Source organism: Rhodococcus sp. 1168 (assembly GCF_002091955.1).
Lineage (GTDB): Bacteria > Actinomycetota > Actinomycetes > Mycobacteriales > Mycobacteriaceae > Rhodococcoides.
Genome location: NZ_MKKY01000023.1, coordinates 1 through 18,106, shown reverse-complemented (window position 1 = coordinate 18,106; position 18,106 = coordinate 1). Strand labels below are relative to the sequence as shown.

16 protein-coding genes are annotated in these 18,106 nt (G+C 61.8%); 14 read left to right on the top strand and 2 right to left on the bottom strand.

All coding sequences use genetic code 11. From position 1 onward, the window contains the following. Window positions 1–21: 21 nt before the first annotated feature. The 4 genes from BJI47_RS02115 to BJI47_RS02100 all read left to right on the top strand — a co-directional run bounded on the left by BJI47_RS02115 (window position 22) and on the right by BJI47_RS02100 (window position 6,068). A complete protein-coding gene (locus BJI47_RS02115) occupies window positions 22–2,202 on the top strand; it encodes a 3-hydroxyacyl-CoA dehydrogenase NAD-binding domain-containing protein (protein WP_088942191.1) in 2,181 nt (726 codons plus the stop codon). A gap of 37 nt (window positions 2,203–2,239) precedes the next feature. Then, on the top strand, window positions 2,240–2,866 hold the full coding sequence (locus tag BJI47_RS02110; RefSeq protein ID WP_088942169.1) for a TetR/AcrR family transcriptional regulator: 627 nt from the start codon (window positions 2,240–2,242) through the stop codon (window positions 2,864–2,866). Between the two features lie 137 nt (window positions 2,867–3,003). Then, window positions 3,004–4,551 (top strand): long-chain fatty acid--CoA ligase, encoded by a 1,548-nt coding sequence (locus tag BJI47_RS02105; protein ID WP_088942168.1) that lies wholly within the window; start codon window positions 3,004–3,006, stop codon window positions 4,549–4,551. After that, window positions 4,548–6,068: an aldehyde dehydrogenase family protein gene (locus BJI47_RS02100; RefSeq protein ID WP_088942167.1), complete on the top strand. Its 1,521-nt coding sequence runs from the start codon at window positions 4,548–4,550 to the stop codon at window positions 6,066–6,068. The genes BJI47_RS02105 and BJI47_RS02100 overlap by 4 nt, the downstream gene beginning before the upstream one ends. 13 nt (window positions 6,069–6,081) lie before the next feature. On the opposite strand, the gene BJI47_RS02095 is transcribed toward BJI47_RS02100, so the two are convergent. Further along, window positions 6,082–6,669: a TetR/AcrR family transcriptional regulator gene (locus BJI47_RS02095; protein ID WP_088942166.1), complete on the bottom strand. Its 588-nt coding sequence runs from the start codon at window positions 6,667–6,669 to the stop codon at window positions 6,082–6,084. A gap of 113 nt (window positions 6,670–6,782) precedes the next feature. Here BJI47_RS02095 and BJI47_RS02090 point away from each other — a divergent pair, with 113 nt between their 5' ends. From BJI47_RS02090 to BJI47_RS02070, 5 genes are all read left to right on the top strand, one after another. Continuing rightward, the gene (locus BJI47_RS02090; protein WP_088942190.1) at window positions 6,783–7,712 is read left to right on the top strand and encodes a metal-dependent hydrolase; all 930 of its coding nucleotides are present in this window, start codon (window positions 6,783–6,785) and stop codon (window positions 7,710–7,712) included. Then, window positions 7,709–8,839, top strand: coding sequence for a PDR/VanB family oxidoreductase (locus tag BJI47_RS02085; protein WP_176224631.1), 1,131 nt, complete (start codon window positions 7,709–7,711; stop codon window positions 8,837–8,839). The genes BJI47_RS02090 and BJI47_RS02085 overlap by 4 nt, the downstream gene beginning before the upstream one ends. An 18-nt stretch (window positions 8,840–8,857) precedes the next feature. Beyond that, a complete protein-coding gene (locus BJI47_RS02080; RefSeq protein WP_088942164.1) occupies window positions 8,858–10,438 on the top strand; it encodes an NAD(P)/FAD-dependent oxidoreductase in 1,581 nt (526 codons plus the stop codon). Continuing rightward, window positions 10,435–11,271: an SDR family NAD(P)-dependent oxidoreductase gene (locus tag BJI47_RS02075; protein ID WP_088942163.1), complete on the top strand. Its 837-nt coding sequence runs from the start codon at window positions 10,435–10,437 to the stop codon at window positions 11,269–11,271. The genes BJI47_RS02080 and BJI47_RS02075 overlap by 4 nt, the downstream gene beginning before the upstream one ends. 66 nt (window positions 11,272–11,337) lie before the next feature. Then, window positions 11,338–12,585 (top strand): MCE family protein, encoded by a 1,248-nt coding sequence (locus BJI47_RS02070; protein WP_088942162.1) that lies wholly within the window; start codon window positions 11,338–11,340, stop codon window positions 12,583–12,585. Between the two features lie 66 nt (window positions 12,586–12,651). Here BJI47_RS02070 and BJI47_RS02065 read toward each other — a convergent pair whose 3' ends face one another. Further along, window positions 12,652–13,326 carry a GntR family transcriptional regulator gene (locus BJI47_RS02065; RefSeq protein ID WP_217808497.1) on the bottom strand — a complete coding sequence of 225 codons (675 nt, stop codon included), beginning with the start codon at window positions 13,324–13,326 and terminating at the stop codon, window positions 12,652–12,654. Window positions 13,327–13,417: 91 nt separating this feature from the next. Here BJI47_RS02065 and BJI47_RS02060 point away from each other — a divergent pair, with 91 nt between their 5' ends. Genes BJI47_RS02060 through BJI47_RS02040 form a run of 5 tightly spaced genes read left to right on the top strand, consistent with a single transcriptional unit; the run spans window position 13,418 to window position 18,041 of the window. Beyond that, window positions 13,418–14,218 carry an aldolase/citrate lyase family protein gene (locus tag BJI47_RS02060; protein WP_254900334.1) on the top strand — a complete coding sequence of 267 codons (801 nt, stop codon included), beginning with the start codon at window positions 13,418–13,420 and terminating at the stop codon, window positions 14,216–14,218. Beyond that, the gene (locus BJI47_RS02055) at window positions 14,218–15,015 is read left to right on the top strand and encodes a carbon-nitrogen hydrolase family protein (protein WP_088942160.1); all 798 of its coding nucleotides are present in this window, start codon (window positions 14,218–14,220) and stop codon (window positions 15,013–15,015) included. The genes BJI47_RS02060 and BJI47_RS02055 overlap by 1 nt, the downstream gene beginning before the upstream one ends. A 2-nt stretch (window positions 15,016–15,017) precedes the next feature. Continuing rightward, complete coding sequence (locus tag BJI47_RS02050; protein WP_088942159.1) at window positions 15,018–16,100, top strand: C4-dicarboxylate TRAP transporter substrate-binding protein; 1,083 nt, start codon at window positions 15,018–15,020, stop codon at window positions 16,098–16,100. Next, window positions 16,097–16,675 carry a TRAP transporter small permease gene (locus tag BJI47_RS02045; RefSeq protein ID WP_088942158.1) on the top strand — a complete coding sequence of 193 codons (579 nt, stop codon included), beginning with the start codon at window positions 16,097–16,099 and terminating at the stop codon, window positions 16,673–16,675. The genes BJI47_RS02050 and BJI47_RS02045 overlap by 4 nt, the downstream gene beginning before the upstream one ends. Further along, a complete protein-coding gene (locus BJI47_RS02040; protein WP_088942157.1) occupies window positions 16,665–18,041 on the top strand; it encodes a TRAP transporter large permease in 1,377 nt (458 codons plus the stop codon). Before BJI47_RS02045 ends, BJI47_RS02040 begins: the two co-directional genes overlap by 11 nt. The last annotated feature ends 65 nt before the right edge of the window (window positions 18,042–18,106 follow it).

The window sequence follows — 18,106 nt, the reverse complement described above, 5'->3', positions numbered from 1 at the left end:
CACGATGCCCGAAGGACGCCCATGAGCAGATCGACTGCTGTGCAAACATCCACGATCAACGGCGAGGTCGGTGACGACCGAGTGCTCGTACTGACGATCGACGATCCGACACAGGCCACCAACACCATGAACGACGCATTCGGTCAGTCACTTGCGTCGACGATCGACTGGCTCGAAGCACACCGCGACGACTTCGACGGCGTCATCGTGACCTCGGGAAAGGACTCGTTCTTCTCCGGAGGCGATCTCGAGTTGCTGCGCGACGCCGGCCCGAATGATCGTGCAGCGATCTCGGGCGCTCTCGATTTCACCAAGGACAAGTTCCGTCGTCTCGAGCGGCTCGGCAAGCCGGTTGTGGCTGCACTCGGCGGCACTGCGCTCGGCGGCGGATACGAAATCGCGCTGGCATGCCACTACCGAATCGCTCTGGACAAGAAAAGCTCTCGCTTCGGACTTCCCGAAGTTACCCTCGGGCTCCTGCCCGGCGCAGGCGGAGTCACCAGGACAGTCCGAATGTTCGGCGTCGTCGAAGCTTTGACGCGGGTGGTCGGGCAAGGTCAGCGGTATCGGCCGGCGCAGGCCCTCGAGTTCGGATTGGTCGACGAGGTAGTCGACACCGAGGAGGCGATGATGGCAGCGGCCCGCGACTGGATCGCCGCTCATCCCGATGCTGCGCAGCCCTGGGACAGGGACGGGTTCGAGATCCCAGGCGGTACCGCAGCGTCGCCCGGGTTGGCGGATCGACTGCCCGCTCTCACCGCAGCCGCCAGCGTTCGCTCACCGGTCAAAGGCGCACCGATGCCTGCACCCCTTGCGGTGATCGCCGCCGCGGTAGAAGGATCGGTCCTGGACTTCGACTCTGCCTCACTCGTCGAGACCGGGCACTGCACGTCCCTCGCATGCGGACCGGTGTCGGGGAATTTGATCCAATCGATGTTCTTCGATCTCGGTTCGATCAACAAGGGTGTCTCGCGTCCCCCGGCCGAGCCACAACGGGTTCCGGAAAAAGTCCTGGTGATCGGCGCCGGCATGATGGGCGCCGCCATCGCCTACGTCGTCGCCTCGGCAAAGGTGCCCGTCGTGCTGCGCGATGTCTCGATCGAATCAGCGGAACGCGGAAAAGATTACGCTCGTTCGATTCTCGGCAAGTCTGTTGCCAAAGGCCGAACTACGCAGGAGGCCGCAGACGCTATCCTCTCGCTCATCACGGCGAGTGCCGACGCGGCAGACACCGAGGGCTGCGATCTGGTCGTGGAAGCGGTGTTCGAGGATCCAGCCGTCAAGCAAGGCGCGTTCGAGGCAGTGGACAAGTACCTCACCGCCGACGCCCTTCTGTGCTCGAATACCTCGACGCTTCCCATTACCGCACTGTCCGAGGGAGTCTCCCGTAAAAGTGACTTCGTCGGGACCCACTTCTTCTCACCGGTGGACAAGATGCCATTGGTGGAGATCGTGGTGGGAGAACACACCAGCGACTCGGCGTTGGCGCGTGCATTCGACTTCGTCCGACTGATCGGCAAAACCCCCATCGTCGTCGGAGACAGTCACGGGTTCTTCACGACTCGGGTGATCGGCCGCTTCATGGACGAGGCGATCTCGATGGTTGCCGAGGGCGTGGACCCGTCGACCGTCGAGCAGGCCGCCCTGCAAGCCGGCTACCCATCCGGGGCGCTGGCCCTGATGGACGAGATATCCTTGACGCTCTCACGCCATATCCGCGAGGGGATGGCCGAGGCCGCCCGCGCCGACGGCCGTGAATGGATCGACTCGAAATCCTATGCGTTGGTCGATCGTATGGTCGACGAGTTCGAGCGTCCCGGACGCAAGTCGGGACGCGGTTTCTACGACTATGCAGAGGACGGTTCCAAGGCAGGGTTGTGGCCCGGTCTCGTCGAGCACTACCTCCGCGCCGATCATGGAATTCCGTTCGAGGACATGATGGATCGAATGCTGATCGCACAATCGCTGGACTCGATCGCATGTCTCGACGAGGGTGTGCTGCGTACGGTTGCGGACGCCAACATCGGGTCCATCATGGGAATCGGCTACCCCGCGTGGACCGGGGGTGTGCTCCAGTTCGTCAACCAGTTCGACGGCGGCCTGTCCGGATTCGTCGAGCGCGCCGACGAACTGCGGGCACGCTACGGTGATCGCTTCATCGTGCCGTCCTCACTGCGCTCGCGCACCGAGCGGTACCTCTGACGTCTCGCACCCTCGGTGCGATGCAATCATGAGAGCTATGGCGGCTGTGAACACACCCAAATGGAGTCGACTGGAACCCGACGAAAGACGGACACAAATACTGGCCTGCGCGGTTCGTTTGTTCGGCGACAAGCCGTACGCCGAAGTGTCGATGGCCGACGTCGCCGAGTCCGCGGGGGTTGCCCGCGGACTCATCCACCACTACATCGGTGGCAAGCGCGACCTGTACCTGGAGAGCGTGCGATTCCTGGTCACGGTCCCGCCGATCGAGGCAGTGAACCTTCCTGCCGGGTCGCTCGAGGAACGCGCCAGGGGCAGCGTGCACTGGCTGGTGGGGGTCATCGAGACCCACGGCACGGCCTGGGTGTCCATGGCGAGCGGTTCGGGCGTCGACGAGCAGGTCGCCCAGATCCTCGACGAGGCGGACGATCTCGCCGCCGAACGAGTCCTCGACGCAACAGCATTCGAGGGTGGACGCGGCGACCGCATTCTCACCACGTCGGCGGTCCGTGCGTTCGGTGGAATGGTCAAGGCCGCCGGGCGTGAATGGCTGGTCCGCGGCACTTTGACCAGGGATCAGGTCGAAAAATTGTTGACGGACGTCCTCATCACCGTTCTCGCCACGGCGCAGTCCCTCGCCGTCGACGACAATCGAGAGCAATAGCAGCACAGTACCTTTCGGTTTGTTCCAGCATCCGCGAGACATCTCCATACCGTTCCTATTGACACTGTGCCAACAAGGTGGGACTGTGACCGTATTCACTCCGGGCACCTGCCCCCTCTCGTCACAAGGACTCCGCCATGTATCTCACTCAAGGCCTCCACCGATCCGCAGCAACGACCCCGCAGCGAGCGGCCACCGTCGTCGGCGACCGAGTACGCACCTTTGCCGAGCAGATCGACCGGGTTGCTCGATTCGCCGCCGGTCTGCACTCGATCGGCGTCGAGAGCGGCGACCGGGTGGCCATGTTGGCTTTCAACAGCGACCGCTACTCCGAGTACCTGCTGGCCGTGCCCTGGGCCGACGCCGTGCTCAATCCTGTCAACATCCGATGGTCCCCGGTCGAGGTCGCTTACGCGCTCAACGATTCGGACACCAAAGTCCTCCTGGTAGATGACACCTTCGCCGCCATGGCACCTGCCCTGCGCGCAGCGTGCGCGAACCTCGAGACCATCGTCCATTGCGGCGACGGCCCCACCCCCGAAGGCATGGTCTCGTACGAAAACCTCGTCGAGTCCAACGACCCCGTTTCCGATGCGCGACGCAGCGGAGACGAACTCGCCGGATTGTTCTACACCGGCGGCACCACCGGCTTCCCCAAGGGCGTCATGCTCTCGCACGCCAACCTCGTCACCTCGGGACTCGGAACCGTCGCCACCGGTCAATTGCTCGACGACGCGTCGATCCTGCTGCACGCTGCGCCGATGTTCCACCTCGCCGATCTTGCGGCATGGGTCGGTCAGGTCATGCTCGGCGGAACCCACGTCATGGTTCCGTTCTTCGAACCCACCGCGGTGCTGGAGGCTATCCAAAAGCACTCCATCACAGACGTTTTGTTGGTGCCTACGATGATCCAGTTACTCGTGGACCACCCTTCACTGAGCACCTTCGACACCTCCTCGCTCAGCCGGGTTCTCTACGGCGGCTCTCCCATCTCGGCCGGGGTGCTGGAGCGCACCCAGGCGCGACTTCCCGCCGCCCGGCTCACCCAGGCATACGGCATGACCGAGCTCGCTCCGGTTGCATCACTTCTATGGCCCGAACATCATGTGGGAGAACGTATCGGCTCGGCGGGCCGGGCAGCACCACACTCCGAAACTCAAATTCTCGATCCCGACGATCGCCCTGTAGCCACCGGGGCAGTCGGCGAAATCTGCGTCCGCGGTGGACATGTCATGCTGGGCTATTGGAACAAGCCCGCGGAGACGGCAGCCGCCATTCGGGATGGGTGGATGCACACCGGCGACGTCGGATACCTCGACGACGAAGGTTTCCTGTTCGTAGTGGATCGACTCAAGGACATGATCATCACGGGCGGCGAGAACGTCTACAGCGCCGAAGTGGAAAGTGCGCTCAGCCTTCACCCCGCAGTATTGGCTTGCGCGGTGATCGGCGTACCGGACCCGGAGTGGGGCGAGCGAGTCCATGCGTGTGTGGTTCTTGCAGAGGGCGTTTCACCGTCTGTGGAGGATCTCCGCGCGCACACCCGAACCTACGTCGCAGGCTACAAGACACCGCGCACCATCGAGTTCGTCACCGCGCTACCGATGAGCGGCGCAGGCAAGATCATGAAGCGTGAACTCCGAACTGCACACGAATCGAAGATCGGGCTCGAGGTCTCCCGGTGACTCGGCAGACTTCGACTGTCCAGGCATCGGCCGGCCAGACACCGAAGTCGACGAGTTTCGATTCGGTCTCACCGATCGATGACCGCCACATCGGCACCTTCGATGTGGCGTCGGCCGAGGCCGTAGCTGCGGCAATAGCAGACGCACGCCGCGTCGAGCATGAATGGTCTTCGCTCTCTCCGAAAGCACGGATTCGGCACCTGAAGGCCTGGCGTCACGAAATATGGAGCCGAAGAGACGAATTCGTCGATCTGATCCATCGGGAAAATGGGAAGCCCGCTGAAGACGCTTTGCTCGAGATCGTGCTCGCTCTCGAGCACATCGCGTGGGCCGAGGGCCATGCACCGCGGCTGCTGCGCACCCGCAGGGTCAATCCCGGCCTGCTGTTGGCCAACTACTCCGCCCGGGTCGACAAGGTGGCGCTCGGAGTCGTCGGCGTCATCGGGCCATGGAATTACCCGCTGTATGCACCGAACAGTGCCATCTCCTCGGCCCTGGCAGCAGGCAACTGTGTCGTGTTCAAACCGAGCGAATACACCCCGGCTGTCGGTGCGAGATACGTTCAGGCCTTCAACGACGCAAATCCGACCTTGCCTACCGGGGTGCTCTCGGTGGTCACAGGGTTCGGAGACACCGGTGCCGCGCTGTGCAGAGGCGGAGTCGACAAAATCGCGTTCACCGGTTCGACCAGCACCGGTTCGAAGATCATGAGGACGTGCGCCGAGACGCTCACGCCAGTCGTCATGGAGTGTGGCGGTAAGGATCCCGTGATCGTCGCCGCGGATGCCGACATCGCGGCTGCCGCTGAGGCGGTCGCCTGGGGCGCATTCACCAACGGCGGCCAGACATGTGTCGGGGTCGAGCGCGTGTACGTCGAGCGCGGCGTCTCCGCTGAGTTCACCGCCGCACTCGTCGAGGATGCGCGCCGAGTTCGACCGGGTGGTGACGCGTCGGCTACCTACGGGCCGATGACGATGCCCGCCCAAATCGACATCGTACGAAGACATCTCGAGGATGCTGCTGCGGCGGGAGGCAGGGCGTTGATCGGCGGGCTCGATTCGATCGGGCCGCGGTTCATCGGGCCGACCGTACTGGTCGACACCCCTGAGGACTGCTCGGCCGTTCGTGAGGAGACATTCGGTCCCACCGTCACAATCTGCGAAGTCGACGATCTCGACGAGGCGATCGGCCGCGCCAACGACCATCGATACGCGCTCGGCGCGTCGGTCTTCTCACGCCGCCGCGGAAACGAGATTGCGGCCCGGTTGGTGTGCGGTCAGGTGACCGTGAACTCAGTGATCGCGTTTGCCGGAATGGGCTCGGTCCCGATGGGCGGCGTCGGTGCCAGCGGCTTCGGCCGCGTACACGGCGACGAAGGATTCGCAGAGTTCTGCCGAACCCGTAGCCGCGTGAGCAAGATGTTCGACATTCCTGGTTTCGAGTTGGTCACCCTGCGTCGCAAACGCTGGGTCGCGCAGTCGATCGACCGCCTGCTCTGGCTCCGCCACCGCGCGTGATCTGCCGTGGTTCCTATGACTCCGATTCGGTGCGCCCAGCCACGAGCAGCGGGACTATGTTGCGGTGGGCAAAGGTGAGCAGGTCATCGTACGTCTCGAGCGGCGCGCCCGCCGAAGGCGTCAACAGGATCGAATGGACCACGCGTGCAACAATTTCCGGTGCATCAGGCACTGCGAACGCGTCCGTACTGGATTCACCTCGTGCGATGTGCGTTGCAGCCCTTATCGCAGGCTCGAGCAGGGCCGACGCATTGATGGTGAGCTGTTCCAGCACCACGGGGCTCTCGGAATCGAACATCTTCAGCAACACAGGATTGGTCCTGACCGAGTCGATCGTCGTCGCGAAACCATGCGCGACGCGGTCGGCTCGCGAAGATTGCTCTGCGGCCGACTTCGCCAACGACGCAAAAAGACGTGACGATTCACGTGCCATGACCGCTTGCACCAACTCGTCCTTGGACCCGATCCGGCGATAGACGGTCACCCGGTTGATCCGGGCTCGCTTCGCGACGTCTCCGATCGTCGTCCGAGCGATACCTACCTGCCCGAACAGCTCGAACGCGGCATCGAGGATGGGCCCATCGTCTCCGTCGGGATGCATTGCTCGATCCTAGCGGCCACCCGATTGTCGGCCACCTGCTCGATGCACCATTGCAACACGAACTGTTGCAATGTAACATCGGAGCCAACATCACCCGCAGAAATGGAGTTCGGATGTCCCGAAACAAGGCGGTCGTCACCACCGGTAAGCCGCATACCGACGAGTCCTACGCGATCGTCGCGCGCGCGGTGAAATTCGATTGGTCGAACGTCCCGCTCCAATACATCCCCGGGGAGTGGTACGCCACGCACTTCTGGAACGTGATGCACCTGGTACTCCCCGAGGGCGAACGCGCCATGGCCGATGTGTTCGCAAGCGCTCTACCCTTCATCGACGATCCTCGACTGCACGAGGAAGTGGTCGGTTTCGTTGGACAGGAAGCCACTCATGCCTCTTCGCACGAAAGCTTCCGCGACTACCTCGTCACACACGGAGTGGACATCGAACCCATCCTGCGACGTATCCGATTCGCAGTGGGAGTGGTCTTCGGAGACCATGGCCTGACGGGCCGAGCAGGCAAGGCATGGCTGAACGAGCGCCTGGGAATCTACGCGGCTGCCGAGCATTTCACCGCCGTCGTCGGTGAATGGTTGCTCGACAACACCGAATTCGACCGACTCGGAGTCGACCCGACGATGCTCGATCTGCTGCGCTGGCACGGTGCGGAAGAACTCGAGCACCGCAACGTGGCATTCGACGCATTCCAGTATGTGGACGGCGGCGGGTTCCGACGCGCCCGGACTGCCGTCGCGGCCAGCGCTGGGTTGGCTCTGTTGTGGTTCAGTACAGCGGTATATCTGTACAAGAACTCGGTCGCCACGCCGCGCTCGAGCAAAGGGCGCCTCCGCCGTCGCATTCAGATGCCGTGGCCACTGGCGTTCGCGAGAGCCTCACGCAAACAACTGATTCCAGGCCTGTCATTTCTGTTCGTGCAACTCGCCCTCTACATCCGTCCTGGATTCCACCCATCGAAGATGGGCGACATCGACAAGGCTGTGCAGTACCTGGCGAAGTCACCCGCGGCATTGGCGACGCAGCCGTGAGGACCGAAAGTACGAATCCAGAACCGACATCGGTCGAAACCCGTAGTCATCTGGGCGACATCACCGTTGTCGAGCCAGGTCTCGGGTTACGGGCCATCGGGGCCGTGTCCCGGATCTACGCCAAGCTGGTAGCGGATTCGTCGATCATCACGGCTCTTTCTCCTGCGCGACCTCGGAGGGGCACCGGATACGAGTTCGCAACAACCATCGACGATATCGTCGTCGAAACAGAGGACGTCCGCTCGCTTTTACTGCGGCGCAACGACGGCGTTCCGCTTCCTTCGTGGCTTCCAGGCGCGCACATCGACATCATCACACCGTCGGGGGAACTGCGTCAGTACTCACTCGCCGGCCATCCCTCCGAGGGCGAGCACTACCGGATCAGCGTTCGGAAGGTCCCCGGCGGCCGAGTATCCAGCGAGATCCACGGCCTCGATCGCGGCGACATCATTCGAGTCAGAGGGCCGCGCAATGCCTTTCCGATGGCACGAGCGGACAACTATCTCTTCGTCGCAGCGGGAATCGGCATCACCCCTATTCGCTCGATGATCGAGCGCGCCGTAGAGGACAACGCTCGTTGGACGCTCTATTACCACGGTCGATCACGCGCAAGCCTGCCTTTCGTCGCGGACCTCGGTCGGTTGGCTCTTGCTTCGGGTGGGCGTCTGATTTTCGCGGCCGACGATGTGGACGGTATGCCGGACCCTGCCATGATCGTGGACCTCGCAGAAGTCGACTCCGCGATGTATGTGTGCGGACCGGCGGCGCTCTCGAAGAGGCTTCGTGACGAGTCGATACGAAACCACAGAATTCAGGAGTTTCATACCGAACTCTTCGCACCGCCAGCAGTAATCGACGGTAAGCCCTTCACGCTCCATTTGAACCGCTCGGGTGAAACGATTGCCGTTGGCGCACAGGAGACTGCACTCGATGCGCTACGCCGGACGAGGCCCGATCAACCGTACTCGTGTCGTCAGGGGTTCTGCGGGGTCTGCGTCGTCGGCCTCGTCGAGGGCCGCGTAGATCATCGCGACCGTGTACTCGACGCCACCGAGCGGCAGACCACGCTCACCCCGTGTGTATCGCGAGCTGCCGTCGACAACGAAGTCGTCGTCCTCGATCTGTAAGAAGGAGTCGAAAAACTCATGACCACAACTGTTTCGGACACATCTGCCAATGAGCACGACGACCCCGACCACCTGGCAGTCTCCCTCATCGACGTCGCGATCATCGGGGCCGGATTCGGCGGCCTCGGTGCAGCGATTCGTCTTCAGCAGGAAGGTCGTGGTGACTTTCTGGTCTTCGAGCGCGACGATGCGGTCGGCGGAACGTGGCACGTCAACACTTATCCTGGTGCCCAGTGCGATATCCCCTCTGCGCTGTACTCCTTCTCTTTTGCGCCCAACCCGGACTGGACCCGCCTTTACCCTCTTCAGCCCGAGATCGAGGCCTACCTGAACGACTGCACCGACCGGTTCGACATCCGAAACCGCATCCGCTTCGGTCACGAGGTGCTGGACGCAACGTGGAACGACGACGAGGCCAGGTGGCTGGTGACGACGTCGGAAGGGGCCTGGTCGGCGCGCATACTCGTCGGCGCACTCGGACCCTTCAGCGAACCCGCCAAGCCGAATATTGCTGGTCTGGAGTCTTTTTCGGGATCCGTCTTCCATTCAGCAGAGTGGGATCACGAACACTCCGCTCGCGGTCGGCGAATTGCGGTGATCGGTACCGGGGCGTCCGCGGTGCAGTTCGTACCGCGGATCGCACCCGAGGCCGCTCATCTGACCGTGTTCCAGCGGACTCCGACGTGGATACTGCCGCACCCCGACCGGTCGATCTCCGAATCCGGACGATCGACGCTCCGAAAGTTCCCCCCGCTGCAACGCATGATGCGGCGCACGTTCGACTTGTTCCAGGAAGCGTTGGTGCCCGGCCTCATTCACCATCGATCACTGCTCGCACCCCTGACCGTGCTCGGACGAGCACATTTGCGTCGCCAGGTGAAGGATCCGGTCTTACGCGCGAAGCTCACTCCCGATTATGCGTTCGGCTGTAAGCGACCGACGTTCTCGAACAAGTTCTATCCCGCACTGTCCCGGGACAATGTCACCGTCGAAACAACCGGCATCGCAGAAGTTGTGCCAGCGGGCATCGTGACCACCGACGGGCGAACTCACCCGGTGGACACGATTGTCCTGGGAACTGGATTCACCGTCGCCGGCCATTCGGGGTTCCGTCGCATCCGCGGCCGCGAGGGACAGTCGTTGGCAGATGCGTGGCCGTCGGGAGAGATGTCTTCGTACCGAGGTACGACCGTGCACGGGTTCCCGAACTTTTTCATGCTGCTCGGCCCCAATTCGGTCGTCTACACCTCACAGGTAGTCACGATCGAAGCGCAGGTGAACTACATCCTGGAGGCACTGCGGGTCATGGACGCCAAAACTATTGCGGCGCTGGAGGTCAGCCGGCAAGCGCAGAGCGAGTTCGCCGACTACACCGATGCCACGCTCGAAGGTTCGGTATGGAACTCGGGCGGATGCAGTAGCTACTACCTGAGCCCATCCGGGCGGAACGTCACCTACTGGCCGGGCTCGGTACGAAACTTCATCCGTCGCATGTCCACGATCGAACTCGGCCACTACGAGTACCGCGTCGGTAGCGTTTCCGTTCCGAAAGAACCGAAGACTGGCGACGACCCCGCACTGTCGAAGGACCGCTCATGAGCCGACACATCTCTCTTCCCGACAAAGTTGCGCTGGTGACAGGCGGAGCGCGGGGCATCGGTGCTGCGACAGTGGAGAAATTGCTGGCAGCGGGTGCATATGTCGCAGTTGTCGATCGGGACATACCTTCACAGGCGCGTTCATCCGAACGAGTTCTCTTCCTCTCGGCCGACGTGACCGACTCCGAGGCGATGGTGGAGTGCGTCCGTCGAACGGTGGCGGCCTTCGGAGCACTCGACATCGTGGTGGCCAATGCGGGCATCACTCCGCCGCCGGCAACGATTCGGACAGTCGAACGAGATGTCTTCGACTCCGTGATGGCCGTCAACTTCGGCGGCGTGCTGAACATCGTGCGAGCGGCGGCAAACGAGATCGTCGCCAGCGGTGGGCACATGCTGTTGGTGTCCTCGTGCGCGGCGTTCACACCTGGCATGGGTGGGGTTCCGTACATGGTGAGCAAGGCAGCCGTCGAACAGCTCGGACGCGGATTGCGCATCGAACTGGCTGCGTTCGGAGCCTCCGCCGGGCTCGCGTACTTCGGCGTGGTGGACACCGGCCTGGCTCGCGACACACTCGACAACGACCCGATGGGCAAGCGAATCGGTCAGCTTCTCCCCTGGCCACTGAACCGAAGACTGTCTGCTGATCGAGCCGCAGATCTGTTGGTCGACGCCGCCCGAACTCGCCGTGCCCGGATAGTCGCCCCAACGGTGTGGCTGCCGTACTTCTGGCTCCGCGGGATCCTCAATCCCGTGCTCGAGTGGAAGCTGGCGCGCGACCGGAAACTCACTGCTCTGCTGCGCGAAGTGGAACAGGCGCAATACCCGGGATAGCTGCTGCCCGATACGACCCACTACTCGGTGGAAGACGTCAGTAGTCAGGAAACTCGGAGGTGGGCTGTGAGATCTCGACTGGTCAAGATTCAGCTCGTAGCATTGGTGGTGGTTACCGTCGCCGGCATCGTCTTCGTCGGCGGAAAGTACGTTCGGATCGATAACCTACTCGGATTCGGTCAGTATCGGGTCCACGCCCAATTCGAGAATTCCGGTGGCATTTTCCGCAATGCGGAAGTTACCTACCGAGGGGTTCCGGTCGGCACCGTCGGGACAATGTCGCTGACGCACAACGGGATCGACGTGGAACTTCTCCTCGACAGCGAAGGTCCGGACATTCCGGATTCGGCGAGGGCCGTCGTCGCCAACCGGTCGATGATCGGTGAACAATACGTCGATCTGCAGCCGACCAGTGAGGACGGGCCTTACCTCGACGACGGTTCGACGATCACTTCGGAGAACACCGAAACACCTGTGCCTGTCGAGGAAGTGCTCGCCAGTGTCGATCGGCTCGTGAAAACGGTTCCCCTGAAAAATCTGACGACAGTCGTACGTGAACTCGGTGATGCTTTGAACGGCAAGGGTGACGACCTGCAGGTGTTGGCCGATACGCTTGGGTCTCTGTCGGAGAGCGCCGACGACGCTCTGCCAGAGACACTCTCACTCATCAGGGACAGCAGGGCTGTGCTCGACACCCAGTCCGAACAGTCCTCGGCAATCGGTCGGTTCAGCACCGATCTCGACGCGGTTGCCGCCCAATTGCGTAGCAACGACCCCGACATCAGGCGCCTCATCGAGACCGGCACGGCAGCAAGCGATCAGGTGGGTGCACTGATCGCCGACGGCGGACCCTCCCTGACGACCGACCTTACGAATATCAACTCGGTCACCGAAATAACTGGCCTGAAAGCCCTCGCGCTCAGACCGCTGCTGATCTTCTTGCCCGCCCTCGCCGCAGGTGCTGGAACTATCGTGCCCAACGATGGCACAGCTCATTTGGGACTTGTGCTGGAAACGAACAATCCCCCACCATGCACCATCGGCTACGAGGGTTCGCAGGAAATTCTCGACGAGGAGAAAGCGAATGATCCCAACTTCGACCTCACCGAAGAGAACTACCCGCTGAACCTTCGGGCGAACTGCGCAACACCCCAGGGCAGTGTGACGGGCGTCCGCAGCGCCAACCGGATCGTCTTCGCAGATCCTGAAACACCGCAGCCCTGGGATCGCAAGCCCAAGGTGGATCCGGACAAGCTCGACCTCAACCCGATCGCATCGCAGCTCGCCCCCCTCGTCGGTGCATCGCCGAGGTGATCGCTGGCATTGAGGCGAGAGGCACTTTCAGTCGCGGAGGGTAGATCAAGCTCGCCGATCACACTGTCAGTGCGGGAACGCATGCATCAGCTCCGGGACCGACATGAGGTGCTGATTGAGGATCCGTACTGCGCCCTTGTCGTCGTCAGCATCGAGCGCGTCGACAATTTGGCTGTGCTCCAGTTCGATGATCTCGCGCCGATGCGGCGCTTCGGTAATGGTCCGAACAGACAATCTGATGTGTCGCGGTCGCATCGCGGAGTAGAGCTCGGTCAGTACCCCGTTTCCGCCGTGGCTTACGAGCGACTGGTGGAACCGCTGGTCGAGCCGAGCAAACTCGAACCACTCACTCCGCGCCCCTGCTACTGCCATCGCGTCGAGAATCGAGGGGGCCTCCGAAGGCGCGCCGCGACGCTGACGGCAGATCTTTACGAGGGCCGCAGACTCGATGACCAACCGAGTTTCGTAAATCTCGTGCATCTCCGTTGCCGTGGTGACGCGCACCTGCGCTCCACGCCGAGGGACGAGGTCGACATAGCGCTCGGAATGCAACCGCCGTAGCGCCTCACGAACCGGAGTACGAGAAGTGCCAACGCTCCGCGCGAGACTTGCTTCGTCGAGGAACTGTCCCTCGGGATAGACACCCTTGAGTATCGCCTCGCTGATAGCGCGATATGCGATGGCGCTGGCAGAGAGAGACTGAGGGTGGTCCGCGTCGGCAACGTCGGCGGGCATTGACATGACCAGAGCGTATCTCTAAAGTCGCGGTAAGCGTGTTTCAGGTCACTATCTTTGCTATCCCAGCAAATTGTATACAACTAGTGCACACAGCGTGTGCACCGTATTCTTCCACCTGAAATCCATATTGCAAGGAGTTCCCAGCGTGCCCAACACCCCCCGCCACGCAGTCTGGCTGTCCGAGCCTTCCAGCGCCTCCGTCGAGATCGCTGGCCTGGCTGGCTACGACACCGTGGTGCTCGACGTCGAACACGGCACCTTCGATCTCGCCGCTCTCGACTGGATTCTTCCGCTGATTCGCGCCCGTAAAATGGAAGCGATCGTCAAAGTGCTCGGCCCTGAGCGCGGCCCCATTCAACAAGCGCTCGATCTCGGAGCCGATGCGGTCGCAATCCCACACGTGGAGTCCGCTGCCCATGCCGCCGAAGTCACCTCCTTCGCCAAATTTCCGCCGCTGGGGCTGCGCTCCTTCGCGGGAGGCCGTACATCCAACTATCGCGGCTTCACCGACGAGTGGGTGACCGACCAGGACGCCTCCACGCGCTGTTTCCCCATGATCGAGGACGCTTCGGCGCATGAAGAAATCGAACAGATTCTCGCCTTGCCAACCGTAGATGGCGTCTTCATCGGGCCATCGGACCTGTCACTGCTCCGGGGCCGCGGCGCCTACACGGGATCAGAAGATGATTTCGCTGATCTGCGCAGAATTGCCCGTGCGGCTCGGTCAGCAGGCAAACCATGGATCCTACCTGCCTGGAGCGAAGCAGAGAAGCGATTGGCGGTGCAGGAGGGCGCCGAAACAATCATCGGCATCATGCAATACGGCGCAATGCTGAATGGCTTTGCTGCAGCCCTGGAATCAATACGCACAATCGAGAACCAGGAGAATTCCTGATGGTTGTTGTCGCTGCCGCTCAATTCGCCCCTACTGGAGACAAAGCGGCGAACCTTGACGAGATCGACCGCCTTGTGCGCGCCGCGCACTCGCGCGGTGCCCGCCTAATCGTCTTGCCGGAGTATGCCGTGTTCACCGTCGACGCGATGGACGATCGATTCGTCGAAAGCGCGGAACCGCTGGACGGCCCATCGGTACAGCAGATAGCTCGGCTGTCAGCCGAACTCGACGTGACGATTGTTGCCGGCATCAACGAGACCGCGACCGACGACCGAATTTACAACACCCTCATCGGGGTTCAGTCGGGGTCGCTTCGGTCGGTCTATCGAAAGGTGCACCTCTACGACGCGTTCGGCTATCGAGAGTCGGACAGGGTGCTTGCCGGCGACCCACAGAATCCCGAACTGCTCGAGGTCGATGGCTTCACTGTGGGTATGCAGACCTGCTACGACCTCAGGTTCCCCGAGACGACGCGCACCCTCGTCGATGCTGGAGCCAATGTCGTTGCACTACCTGCAGAATGGGTTCCGGGGCCTCTGAAGGAATTCCATTGGACCACGCTGTTGAAGGCACGCGCGATCGAGAACACCGTATACGTGATCGCCGCCGACCAATGTGCGCCAACGGGTGCCGGAAACAGCATGGTGCTCGACCCGATGGGCAATACGCTCGCCGGAGTGGGCGAAGCAACTGGGATCGCCACCGCCACCCTGGATGCCGAGCGACTTGCTCACGTGCGTGCGGTCAACCCAGCCTTGAGCTTGCGTCGCTACCGCGTGACACCGTGGAACGAGTGACGATGCATAGCCTCAGACGCGTAGGCGCGGCACTCGGCGCGGCAACAATTTTAGCCGGCAGCCTCACTGCGTGCGGCAACACCAGTGGATCTGAGTACGTATTGCACTACTCCACGTACTCCAACGCAACCTCCGACCAGTCCAAAACAGTTCAACGTTGGGCAGAGGACGTCGAACGCCTCACTGACGGTGCAGTGAATGTACGGTTCCATTACTCCGAGAGCCTTGTCGGCGCCGAAGAGTCGGTGGCAGCCACTCTCGACGGTCGCGTCGATCTCGCCCAGGTCGGATCGCTTTACGCCGCTTCCGATCTGGCGATGTACACCGCCTCGGAGCTTCCGTTCGAATCGACGAATCCGGAATCACATCTGCGAGCCATCAACCGGATGTACCACGAGAACGAGACCTTCCGTGAGGACTTCGATCGCCAAGGCGTGAGGCTGTTGTTCCCGCTGCCCATCGGCAACGCAACACTCGGATCCACGGTGCCTACCCAGAGTCTGGACGACCTGCGTGGCCGGAGCATCAGGTCCGGAGGTCTGCTTTCCGAGGTCATGGTCGCTGCCGGAGTCAACCCGGTCGCGATGACGGCGACCGATGTCTACGAATCGATGGAGCGCGGCATCATCAGCGGATACACCTCGTTGGGAATGTCGAACCTGCCGACGTTCGGCCTTGCTGATTCGACGCCCTACATAGTCGATCCGGGTGTCGGTGCATACGCATCGTCGATCGTTGTCGTGAACGAAGACCTCTTCCAGGAGATGCCCGAGAAATATCAGAAAGCGGTGCTCGAGGCCGGACAGCGGGCAATAGGCTATGGACTCGAGGAGCTGGATGCGCTCGGCTCGCGGGCCTGTGAGCAGCTACTCGACTCCGGAGCAGAGTTTTCAGCGCTGCCGTCGGACGAACTCGACAGATTGCGCGAGGAGACAGGTGCGGACCGCCAGTGGGTGTCGCGCTACGAGGCACGCGGGTACGACGCTCAGTCGGTGCTCGACGACTACCGAGCCCTCATCGCCGAAGAAAATGCCAAGTCCGACTATGTCGATGCGCTGCCGCGCTGTCTGCAGGAGGCGCAGTGAGCAATCCGGTGACTTTCCCTAAACCTGTGCGGGTACTTGCCTCGGTCCTGACGATCGTGGCGGGCCTGGTCTTGTTCGGGTTGGCCGCACTGACTGTGGCCGACGTCGTGAGTAGAAACTTGCGCAATCAGTCCATTCTGGGTGCTGTCGAAATCTCCACTTTGCTGTTGATCGTGGTGGCATTCTTCGGGTTGGCCGCGGCCGAAATCGACGGCAGGCATGTGTCGGTCAGCCTTGTCGAGGAGCGCCTCGGACGGCGTGCACGTATGGCATTGAGCGCGGCACGGGTGTTGCTGCTCGCGGTCCTCGGAGTCGTCCTAGTGTTCGGGATGTTCGGTGTGGTCGACAGCGCCCTCGACCGAGGTGAGACAACCAACGACATCCTGCGACTCCCAACGTGGCCCGCCAAACTCGCGGTTCTGCTGTCATTCGGTCTGTTCTTCGTCCTTGCGGTGTGGAAGCAAATTCTGGTGTTTCTCACATTGCGCTCGGGCGAGAACGTCCCCGCACATGACCTCGATGTACTCGCCACCCAGGGCGAGACCGTTTCTTCGGAAGGTCCCCGTGACTACTGAATCCGCTCTCATCCTGCTGCTTGTCCTGGCTTTGTTCCTGGGCATGCTCGCAATTCGACTCCATGTGGGTCTATCTCTCATGCTCGCCGGTCTGATCGGCGTGTTCTTGATGCGAAGCACCAACGCCGCCGTCGGGACGGCCGCCAACCAGCCTTACTCGACAGCGGCGAACTACTCGCTGACGATCATTCCCTTGTTCATCGTCATGGGAGTACTGGCTGTCAATGCCGGACTAGCGAAGGCAGGCTTCGATTTCGCCTCGCGTGTCCTGCGACGTGTACCCGGCGGCAGCGCCCTGGCCTCGCTAGCTGGTTCCGGCCTGTTCGCCGCAGTAACCGGTTCGAGCGTCGCGACGGTCGCGACGATGGCACGTGTCTCGACCGACGCAATCGTCAAAGCCGGCTACGGGTTGCGTCTTGCGGCCGGTGTCGTTTGCGCAGGTGGAACGCTCGGCGTCCTCATTCCCCCGTCGATCGTTCTTGTGCTCTACGGCGTCGTCGCCGAGGAAAGTATCGGTCAGCTTCTGCTCGCCGGCATCGGACCTGGACTGCTGACAATCCTGGCGTATGGAGCGACGGCCATGATCATCGTTCTGCTGCAACGGCGCCGCGCGAGCGCACGTGTGGTCGAAGTGAACGAAGGAACCACATCGGGGCAAATAGGTGGCGGCACAACGACAGCTGTGCGCACGACCACCCCCGAGAAACTAGACATCACCGGAGTACTCTTCCTCGGAGTGATTTTCGGAGTCTCCATCGGAACGATCTACTTGGGCGTCGCGACACCGACGGAAGCAGCATCCTTCGGCGCCATGACGGCATTGATTGTCATGCTGATCCGAGTACGTCCTCCGGAACTGATCGCACGACTACGGGACACGATCACGGAGGCAATCGGGTTGACCGCTATGACCTTCCTGCTGATGGTGGGGGCCGGCGTGTTCACATACTTCTTGGCACTTTCGGGCGCAAGTTCGGCACTCGTCGACCTAGTCGTCGGAACTGAATTACAGCCCTACATCGTGCTTGTGCTGTGCCTACTGCTGCTGCTTCCACTCGGCATGTTTCTCGACGGCATCTCGATGGTCCTCATCGCCGCCCCTTTGCTCCACCCAATTCTTACCGGGTATGGCTTCGACGGAATCTGGTTAGGCATCCTCATCGTGAAAGTGGCAGAAATGGCACTGATCACCCCGCCTGTCGGAATGAATGCATTCGTTTACTCCGGTGCAGTCCCAGAAGCGGGAATTGGCAAAGTGTTCCGCGGCATTTGGCCATTCATTGTCGCTGACATTGCGGTAGTTGCATTGCTCATCGCCGCTCCCAGTATCGTCACCTTCCTTCCTGGGCTTTCGTCGGCCGCTTAACATCAATACCGTTCAGTTAGTGTCCGTTGAGGTAGGGTGAGGTGTGCCTCGTAGTGGATGGGTGA

Coding starts and splice junctions, on each gene's coding strand:
- BJI47_RS02105 (WP_088942168.1), top strand. CDS start 3,004: ATGTATCTCACTCAAGGCCTCCACCGATCCGCAGCAACGACCCCGCAG.
- BJI47_RS02075 (WP_088942163.1), top strand. CDS start 10,435: ATGAGCCGACACATCTCTCTTCCCGACAAAGTTGCGCTGGTGACAGGC.
- BJI47_RS02050 (WP_088942159.1), top strand. CDS start 15,018: ATGCATAGCCTCAGACGCGTAGGCGCGGCACTCGGCGCGGCAACAATT.
- BJI47_RS02115 (WP_088942191.1), top strand. CDS start 22: ATGAGCAGATCGACTGCTGTGCAAACATCCACGATCAACGGCGAGGTC.
- BJI47_RS02090 (WP_088942190.1), top strand. CDS start 6,783: ATGTCCCGAAACAAGGCGGTCGTCACCACCGGTAAGCCGCATACCGAC.
- BJI47_RS02055 (WP_088942160.1), top strand. CDS start 14,218: ATGGTTGTTGTCGCTGCCGCTCAATTCGCCCCTACTGGAGACAAAGCG.
- BJI47_RS02065 (WP_217808497.1), bottom strand. CDS start 13,326: ATGTCAATGCCCGCCGACGTTGCCGACGCGGACCACCCTCAGTCTCTC.
- BJI47_RS02095 (WP_088942166.1), bottom strand. CDS start 6,669: ATGCATCCCGACGGAGACGATGGGCCCATCCTCGATGCCGCGTTCGAG.
- BJI47_RS02080 (WP_088942164.1), top strand. CDS start 8,858: ATGACCACAACTGTTTCGGACACATCTGCCAATGAGCACGACGACCCC.
- BJI47_RS02110 (WP_088942169.1), top strand. CDS start 2,240: ATGGCGGCTGTGAACACACCCAAATGGAGTCGACTGGAACCCGACGAA.